The 8,799-nt window shown below is 67.2% G+C and carries 5 protein-coding genes; all 5 read left to right on the forward strand.

Features of this window, described 5'->3' with window-relative positions; genetic code table 11:
- Positions 1-877 precede the first annotated feature (877 nt).
- The 5 genes from ACRDSQ_RS14645 (at position 878) to ACRDSQ_RS14665 (ending at position 8,712) form a co-directional block, all read left to right on the forward strand.
- Positions 878-2,338: a TNT domain-containing protein gene (locus ACRDSQ_RS14645; RefSeq protein WP_431421650.1), complete on the forward strand. Its 1,461-nt coding sequence runs from the start codon at positions 878-880 to the stop codon at positions 2,336-2,338.
- Positions 2,338-4,731: a TNT domain-containing protein gene (locus ACRDSQ_RS14650; RefSeq protein ID WP_431421651.1), complete on the forward strand. Its 2,394-nt coding sequence runs from the start codon at positions 2,338-2,340 to the stop codon at positions 4,729-4,731. The genes ACRDSQ_RS14645 and ACRDSQ_RS14650 overlap by 1 nt, the downstream gene beginning before the upstream one ends.
- A 292-nt stretch (positions 4,732-5,023) precedes the next feature.
- Positions 5,024-5,569, forward strand: coding sequence for a nucleoside hydrolase (locus tag ACRDSQ_RS14655; RefSeq protein WP_431421661.1), 546 nt, complete (start codon positions 5,024-5,026; stop codon positions 5,567-5,569).
- Positions 5,566-7,908, forward strand: coding sequence for a hypothetical protein (locus tag ACRDSQ_RS14660; RefSeq protein WP_431421652.1), 2,343 nt, complete (start codon positions 5,566-5,568; stop codon positions 7,906-7,908). Before ACRDSQ_RS14655 ends, ACRDSQ_RS14660 begins: the two co-directional genes overlap by 4 nt.
- A gap of 126 nt (positions 7,909-8,034) precedes the next feature.
- Positions 8,035-8,712 carry a hypothetical protein gene (locus ACRDSQ_RS14665; RefSeq protein WP_431421654.1) on the forward strand — a complete coding sequence of 226 codons (678 nt, stop codon included), beginning with the start codon at positions 8,035-8,037 and terminating at the stop codon, positions 8,710-8,712.
- Positions 8,713-8,799 lie beyond the last annotated feature (87 nt).

Raw genomic sequence — 8,799 nt, forward strand, 5'->3', positions numbered from 1 at the left:
AGGAAAAGGCAAATTCCGAGTCCTCGCTCAGGGCGCGCGGAGCAAGGACCCGCACGTGTACGTGGTGCGACGCCCACTCCACGCGCTCACCGGCACCACCGCGCCCTATGGCGGAAACAGTGAAGCCGACCAGTTTAAAATGGGCGGCGACGCATCCCCCATTCACCGGCAATGGATTCACGAAGAGTGTCGATCACACCGTTCCGGAGTTTATACTCGGGTTGGCCGGTTTTGACCGCGATCCAGCCGAGATATGGGCTTTGAACAACCGAGGGAGAGCAGGAATTGTTGGCGGCCTGGAATCGCACGACACAGCGGTGGACCACCACGCCTGGTGGCGACGCGTGGCTGACCGGCCACAAAGCGGCCACTGCTGCCAGAATGGGTCGGCTGCCATGAACGAGAACGCGAGGCGAGGATGAACAGCACGACGAACGCCTGGGAGTTCCCGACCAGCCCGTACGCGTTCTGGAAGGGCCGGGTGTTCCGGAACTCCTATGATTCGCCCGGTCGAACGCGGATCTCGGTACTTCCAGGGGATAATGTGCCTGAAGGGTTCGAGCCCAGGTACAACACCCACGTGCGTTACGTCCCGGACGCCGAATTGGATCAACAATTCGGGGTAAGGTTGTTGTGCACCGCCAAAGGCGAAGAGTGGAACGTCTATAGCCAGCGGATCGATGGTCGGTTCACCGTGCACCTGACGAGCGACCAGTCCAGGGCACAAGAGTTGGGACTGGTCCAATACGAGCGGGGAATGCCATGGGTCGGAGATGTCTCTGCGGCGGAAATCACCACTATCTGGCTGGCACGGCACGAGATAGGCGACATGCCGCAGAAGGTCTGGGAACTGGACCGAGGCAGGGACGCTCCCTTTGTGATTCGTCGCCACGCCCCGCTTGACGCCGCCGAGCGTGACCAACTCCTGGAGCGAATCAGCGCCACCGTGCGCCCGGTGCTCGCAGTCGGCTGGCAGCAACTCGACATCGAGTTCCGGGCCACCGGGTCACACAGCGAACTCGACTGGAACGTCACCGACGCCAACGGCACCCCGCTGCTCTGGTTCCCCAACCCCACCCTCACCGCCCTGTTCGTCTGGCTCCGCGAAGGCATGTACGACCCCCAAATCGGGACCTGGCTCTCGCACTCGTTCCGGCTCCGGGCCGACGACGGCTACCGCGCCACCTACAACCACAACGACCTCCCCCGCTGGCACCACGAGCCGACCATGGGCGACTACATCGTCGAACTGGACCGCTTCCCACGCGCCACCGAGAACACACCCGCGTGGATTCGGGCTTTGCTTCCCGAACCCAAGTACCGCCAAGCCCGGATCTTCGACCAGGTCGTGCCCGGTCGGCCGCCGAACGTGAACCGCCCGGCCGTGCCGCGGGCCGAGGTGGAGCGCATCCTCACCTACCTGGACACAGCACCCGCGTTCCTCGTCGAACGCGGCTTCGAGAAGGACCTGATCGACGGCGCGGAGGACGTCCCGGTCGCGTACCACACCGACGGCACCTGGATCTGGCCCGCCGACGTACCGCACTACCTGCGCAAGCACGGCATCGCACCGGAACCGGACCTGGTGAACCACATCAGGAGCCAGGATTTCACCGTCCCCGAGGAGAACGACCTCACCGTCGCCGAGGCCGAGGCGTCCATCACCGGCCAGCCGATCATGCTGCCGCCGATCCCGATGCGGTTGACCACCAAGGAACAAGAAGAACTCCGGATCCTGCAACAGCGACTGGACGAATACGGGGTGTCGCGCAGCGGTGCCTACCTGTTCCGTCGGCACGGCGACCACCACTGGTGCCTGGAACGCACGGAAGCGGGTTGGCAGGTCGCCTATTACGACAACGGCGAGCCGGTGAATCCCGTCGTCTTCGACCGCTTGGCCGAGGCATCGGCGCAGCTGCTCGGCTCGCTGCTGATCGATCCGCTGCGGGCGCGCCTGCACGCTCCCGAGATCCGCGAGACGCAGGCCGTGCTCGACGAGTGGCCGATCCAGCCGCTCGGTGGCGAGCCGCCGCTGACCTTGTTGCGGGACAAGCGAATGATCGTGCTACCTGCCGGAGACCAGTTGGTGCGCTACGGATCCGCGTCCGGGAACCTGACTTTCGCCAAGGACACACCGTTCTCCGCGATGTCACTGCGGGCCGAACGTGCTGAGCAAGGACCGCGCGTGTACCACGTGCGACGTCCGCTCCAGGTGCTGACCGGCACCACCGTGCCGTGGCACAACCAGCCCGGTGGCAGCACCGCGTACCTGCTGCCCCGCTCACTTGAGCGACACGTGGCGCCGGGCAGCCTATGGATGCAGGGGGAAGACCGCTAGTGAGTGAGTCAGTCGAGGTGCGGCACGCCATCGGGGTCGATGGAGATCAGGCGTTCCGGTTCGAATACGGGCCGGGAACGTCGGCCTACCTGGAGCCCAGGGACTTCGGCGACCTGGTCGTCACGCTGGCCGACGGCCGTGTGGTCGAGCAGGTCGAGCGATCCCTGTTCGAGTCGGTCTTCGACCTCGCCACAGTGCGTCTCACGCCGGACGGCGCCGTGCCGGTCCACGACGCCGACCCGCTGGCCGGGTACCTCGACGCGGGCACGAGCCACCTGGTCCAAGTCCGGACGATGCCGGAGATTCCCCAGGCGTGGGCGAACTTTCCCGTCATCGTTCCGGGTGACGTCTTGCACGCCGAGGCGCGGCCGGTGGTCGAAGCGGCGTGGGCCGCGGTCACCGGTCTCGCACCCGAAGGTTGGCAGGCTCTCGAAATCAAGTGCACCGCAACGGTTCGGCGGATGGAGTTGACCGCGACAGTCACCTTCGCCGGTGGTGAGACAAGCTCCTGGTCGCCTCCCGCGATGGTCGGCCAATGGCTGCACCGGTCGCGTATGCGCGAATTCGGGTCGAACTTCGGAACGTGGTTCACCGCGCGGTTCAGGTTCACACCGGGCGCGCCCGCCGACGTCCAGTACGATTTCGACAACGAACCCGAGTGGCAGGCGCCCGGGGGCCGCGGATCCCTCGGCGACGAGTTGCGCCTGCTCCCAAGGCGGGCCGCGATTACGCAGCCTTGGCTGCTGGGGGCCGCCGTGAACCAGCGGCAGCGCCTGTGGTCGGCGAATCTGAGCGCGCGCACACGGGCTGAGGATCAAGGCGGCACCACTGAGCTGGTCCGGCTGTTCGACGGGGTGGACGCCGAGGATCGCCCGGTTTGGTACCGGCCGATGGTCGGCAGGCGGGAAATGGCGCTGGTATTGGATTACCTACGCGCCGCGCCGCTGGTGTTGTCGTCGCGCGGCCTGACCGCCGACCTGCTCGCCCCGCAGGACGAGCCTGCCGTGCCGATGGGCTTCCACACCGACGGACGGTTCGTGTGGCCCAGCGCGGTCGCCTATTACCTGGACAAGCACGACGTCCCGCCGGTGCTGGACCTGGTCGACCACATCCGGACGAACCACTACCAGCTCCCGGCGGAGGTCCCGAAGATCGCGATGCGTCGGGCCGCCGCGCTGGCGATGGGCAGGCCGTGGCGCGAGTCCGAAGTGGACGCCGCGTTCGAGGACGCGATGACGTCGGTCCGCTCCGTGATCACCAGATACCGCACCAGTCCACGGTTCTACTCACTCGGCGCACACCAGGACCAGGCTTGGTGCCTGGTCCGCGAAGGCGACTGGTACGTGGTGTACCGGGCCGAGGGCGACTCCTCCAGGTCGAGGAAGCGCTTCGGCGACGTCGGGGACGCGGCCGCCTATTTCTGCGGGCAGCTCGTGGCCGACCACGAGCAGCTGCGGTTCGGCCAGGACGAAGAGATCCCCTGGTGGCAGGCGCCGTTCGGCACGCTCTCCGAGCTGGACCCGCCGCTGCAGGAGTTCACCCAGGTCATGGCGGTCCTGCCCGCCGACCTCGAAGTCGACCGCTATGGCACACCGGACGGCAACCTGGTCTACGCCGCCGACACACCGTTCGAGCAGCGTGGGCTGCCCGCCGACCACGCCGAGCGCGAATACCACCGCTACCGGCTCCCCTATACCTGGAGCGTCATCACCGCCGTGTCGCCTGCCGGCGGCCGGATCTACCTGCTGCCGCAACCCATCGCGCACTACCTCGGGACCGGCGAGATCCAGGAGATCACCGACGGGCCCTCGAGCCACCCTGGCCTCCCGCCGATCACCGACGCCCTCCGCGCCGAGGCGAAGCGCAACCCCGGCGGCTGGGTGTGGTGCGCCGACCCGGAGGTGGACCCGCGCTACATCGAAGGGGCGCCGAACTTCACGCTCCTGGGCGCTTACAAGGTCGACGACTCCGGCGACCTGACCGGCGTGACCTACATCAACGACGCCTACCTGCCCGGCCCGAGCAAGCGCGGCTTCCCGGAACCACTGTCGGAGTTCGAACTCGTCCTCAACTTCGTCGCCGCGGGCTGGCTGCCGCACGAGCGGATCCTGCCGGCGGTGCTCGATTCCCCGTTCCAACTGGAAACCGATGGCGCGGGCGGCCTACGCATCGGCGTCGACGGGCAGGGCAGGCAGTTCCTCGCTGTGTACTCGTCGCCCCGTTACCTCCCGCCGAACGCGAACGCCCCGATGCAGGCGCAGGGCGAAGGCCTGGTCGGCGCGCTGCCCGGAGTCACCCTGGTGATCAACCCGGGTGGCGAGATGAGCATCGAACTACCCGGCGACGACGTCGTCGCGACCTACCGCACCCGCTCACAGCCTCGACCGGAGTGATGGACCGGGAAGTGAATCGCGATCGGCAGGACTTGGTGGATCTCGCGGGCCGCTTCGGTTTGCCGCAAACCGTGTCCGGGGGGCCGTTCCCGCCTTCACAAGCGGGTGCGCCGTTGATCGTGGACACCGACGCGGGCTGTGACCCGGACGACGCCATCGCGATCGTTCTCGCGGCGCGGGAGCCGACACTGGCACTGGTGACCACTGTGGACGAACTGGGTGGACGACGAGCCCGATTCGTTCGAATGCTGTTGGACCTGTTGGGCCGCACCGATGTCCCGGTCGTGACTGCATCGGTCCGGCGACGAACCTGGCCGAGGTGCTGACAGCACGGCCGGATCTCGCCGAGCGGCTTGTGGTGACGCAGAAGGGCGGCGCGGTGAACTACCGCGACCCCGAGCGCGCGGAGCACAACTTCCGGATGGATCCGGTCGCGGCCGCCACTTTGGTGAGCACCGCTCGCCTGCCGAAACTAGTCCTGTCGGACACCACGTTCACCCCGGAGATCGAGATACGCCGCGGCGGCACACTGCACCATCGCCTCTCCCGGCCCGACGCACTCCCCTGGGCAAGACTGGTGGCCGCCCACCTGGATCAATGGTTCGAGCACTTCCACCCATCCACAATCCAGCACGACGCGCTGACTCTCGCCGCCGGCCTGCAAATGCCGTTCGTGGGCCTGGCACGCGAACGCGTGCTCGTGGACGCGGCAGGCCGGTTGACCATCAACCCCACAGGGCACCTGGTCAGGCTGAGCGTGACAGCGAACTATCCGGTGTTCATGGGCTGGCTTGACCGCGGGCTGGAAGCCGCGGGCGCGCGGGGAGGCGGCCGGTGAACCGAGACGAGGCTATCGCCGTCGCACTGGAGTGGATCAGAGCGACCCATGGTCAAGCTGCTGATCAACTGCGCGTCCTCACCGAGAATGTCGTGCTGGTGCGCGGCCAATGGTACGTGCCATACAACGCCGTTGACGACGACATCGTGCCGTTGCCCGCGGTAGAGGTTCCAGACGACGGCAGCGCGCCGCGGCGATTCGTTCCCTCGGGTCCGCCGTCGCCGTGGACACGTGGTATGCCGGAGTTCTGGCCCGAGCCCGGGCTGGACCTCGCGGTGGTCGACCCGGAATGGGATCAGACAGCGTTCGCGCACTTAAGCGTTCCGGAGTCGGCCGTGCTGGGCTGGGTGCGGGCGCTTGGGTCGGCCGAGTTCCGACGCAACGCCGCGTACCGGCCGGGTTCGGTGTGGCTGGGCTGGCCCGCACCGCAAACTCCCGCTGACAAGTTCCTCGCCTACGACCAGCAGGAGTGGCTTGGGGATGACCTCCGGCTGTTCGCCGGCTTCCTCGATATCACCGTGTACTGCCCTGCAGGCAACCCGTACCGGGTGCATGACGAGGACGGCCGGACGTGGCTGGAGGCGTACAGCGCGCCGGTTCGCATGCCGCCGCGCACTTGGTCCTGGCGGGAGATCAGCGTGCGCGAGCTGCTGTCGACGATGTCCGCGGACGAGGTACGGATCAACCCCGGCCACCCGACACAGGTCCAGCTCTCCAAGAACGCCAATTCACTGCACCGGTGGCCGGAACCATTCCCGCACCCTCCCGCCGTGGACCGGGAACTGCCCGAATTCGACCATGCATGGACTGAGCGAGTGATTGAGGCCCTGTCGGCCTTGGATCCGACCAGCAGACCGCACCTGGCCAAGGTGGTTCGGGCGCGGCTGATGGAGCGGCTGGACGAGGCCAAGGAAAACGGCTTCACGATCGATGACGATGAGCGCGCAGTGCTCACCGATGCCCTGATCTGGACGTGCTCAGACCGAAAGGGGCCGCCACCCGCCGGTGCCCAGCGCTTCTGGGGCCATGGCACGACACCGATGTGGATCGCGCCGACCTTCGGCAAGGCGGTCGACTGGGACCTGATGGGCAAGCAGCCGCACGGCTGGGCCTGGGTCGCGGGCGCCTACGTCGGCTTCGCCCTTGGCGAGTCCATCGCGGGCGGTGACGGAACGCTGACCGCGGGCCTGCTGCGGGCGACGGACGACTTGCTGCAGGACGCACACGACCGGGCGGAGAGGGAGCATTTCTCGCTGTGGTTGGACCGATCTCCGCCGGGTTGGTTGGACGCCATGCTGCCCACAGCCACTCCCGTCCCTGAGGTGCTTGGGTTGGTCGCGGCCGTGGCGTCGGGCAATCACTGGCTCGCCGGTCCTATATGGAACGCGGACATCAGCCCGGTGTTCGACCGGGTCTTCGACCGTGGGTTGCTCTCCCGGGCGACACACGTGGCGTTGACCGATTTGGGCCTCTGTCCACACATTCTCGAGTTGCGCGAACAGCGCGAGACCTCGGTGCGAGACCAGTGGTTGGACACCCCGTGGGAACGTGCCCTGCTGCTCGCCGCGAAACTCGGCCATGACCCGTCCGCCGCGCTGTCCGCTGCCCCTGACCCACTCACCGGCGCGTTGGTCGGGGCGTTGATCGGCGCTTGGCATGGCACCCCCGGCCTGCCCTCCGACCCACCGAACCGGGACCTGCTCGAGGCCTTGGCCACCCGAGCGCACGTCGTGTTCGACCCGAAATACACACCCAGCACACCGCCACACCCAGGCCTTCCGCCCATTACGGACGCGATGCGCGTGGAAGCGCGCAAGCACCCTGACGGCTGGTTGTGGTGCGCCGACAAGGAAGCTGACCCCCGGCTACTGGGCGGACTGCCGACGCCCACACTGCTGGGCGCGTACCGCGTCGGTCTGGACGGTGAACCGACTGGTGAAGCCTGGCTCAACGACAAATACCGCCCCGGCCCGCGCCGCCTGGGCCTGCCCGACCCGGAGAACCCGTTCGAGAACGTGCTCAACCTGGTCACCGCCGGATGGCTGCCGTATGAAGCGGTGTTGCTCCCTGCCCTCGACACCGAGTTCTGGACGGTGCCCGCCCCGGACGGCGGCCCGATGATCGTGCGCGACGCCGAGGGGAACCACGTGCTCCCGGTCTACTCGTCTCCCCGATACCTTCCAGCGGACACCGACACCCCCGAACGGCTCGTCCTGCGACCGATGCTATCGGTGCTGCCCGGCGTCCTCGTGGTGGTCAACGCGGGCGGCCAAGTCGGCGTCGATATGCGAGGCGAGCACTTGGCCGAGATCGCAGGTGGCGCGCCAATCGCGGAGTGATCGTCCGCGATTCGGCAGGCATCGCAGGCGTAAACCGACCATCGAGGATCAGAAGACATGAACCAGCCAGTGCCTTTCGAGGTCGCCGTCACCGGAGACCGGGCCTTCCGGTTCGAGCAGATCCCGATGGCGATGCTCGAGTCGGTCTTCAGTCTCCAGACCTTCCGGCTCACCGAGGAAGGCCCGGCCCTCATCGCCGCCGACTCGATCACCGGGCTGGTGGGCGAACCCGGCGACGCGCTTGTCCAGATCCGCGTCATGCCGCCGATGCCGCAGCCGTGGCCGTGGCCGGAATTTCCTCCGGTGATGGTGTCCGACCGGCTCATGACCGACGCGAGCACGGTGATTGAGTGGGCCGCTGCGGCGATCGCCGGATCCGCGCCTCCAGGATGGCAGCAGCTCTCGGTCACCTGCTGGGCAACCGCCCGCCGGATGGAGGTGTCCGCCACCATCACCTTCGCCGGCGTACAGCCACGGCCGTGGGCGCCGCCCGCGATGGTCAGCCAGTGGTTGCATCGGGTGCGGATGCGGACATTCAGCTCCGTGATCGGTGCGTACCCCGGCATCAGCTTTGAGTTCACCCCGGACGCCCCCGCCGTCCACAGGCTTGAGAATCCAATGGTCGAGCCCACTTGGCGGATCAAACCCGGCCATCTGGACAAGGCTGAGCACTACACCGACGAGCTGCGTCTGATGCCACGGGCGGAACATTCGATCCCACCGTGGTTGCTCCAGGGCGCGTTGATATTCCACCAACGTGTACGCCTGAGGTTTCGCACTTTTCGTGACGACACGGTTGGTTGATCTTCACGTGACACGGGGCGATGACGGCGACACTGGCCGGACATGGCGGAAGCATCGGCGTTCCTTATAACCGCCCGTTGTCGGGAG

This window comes from Actinokineospora sp., from assembly GCF_050699995.1.
Classification (GTDB): Bacteria; Actinomycetota; Actinomycetes; order Mycobacteriales; family Pseudonocardiaceae; genus Actinokineospora.

Bases quoted from the DNA above. Each gene is read 5' to 3' on its own strand.
- ACRDSQ_RS14665 (WP_431421654.1), top strand. From the start codon at position 8,035: ATGGCGATGCTCGAGTCGGTCTTCAGTCTCCAGACCTTCCGGCTCACC.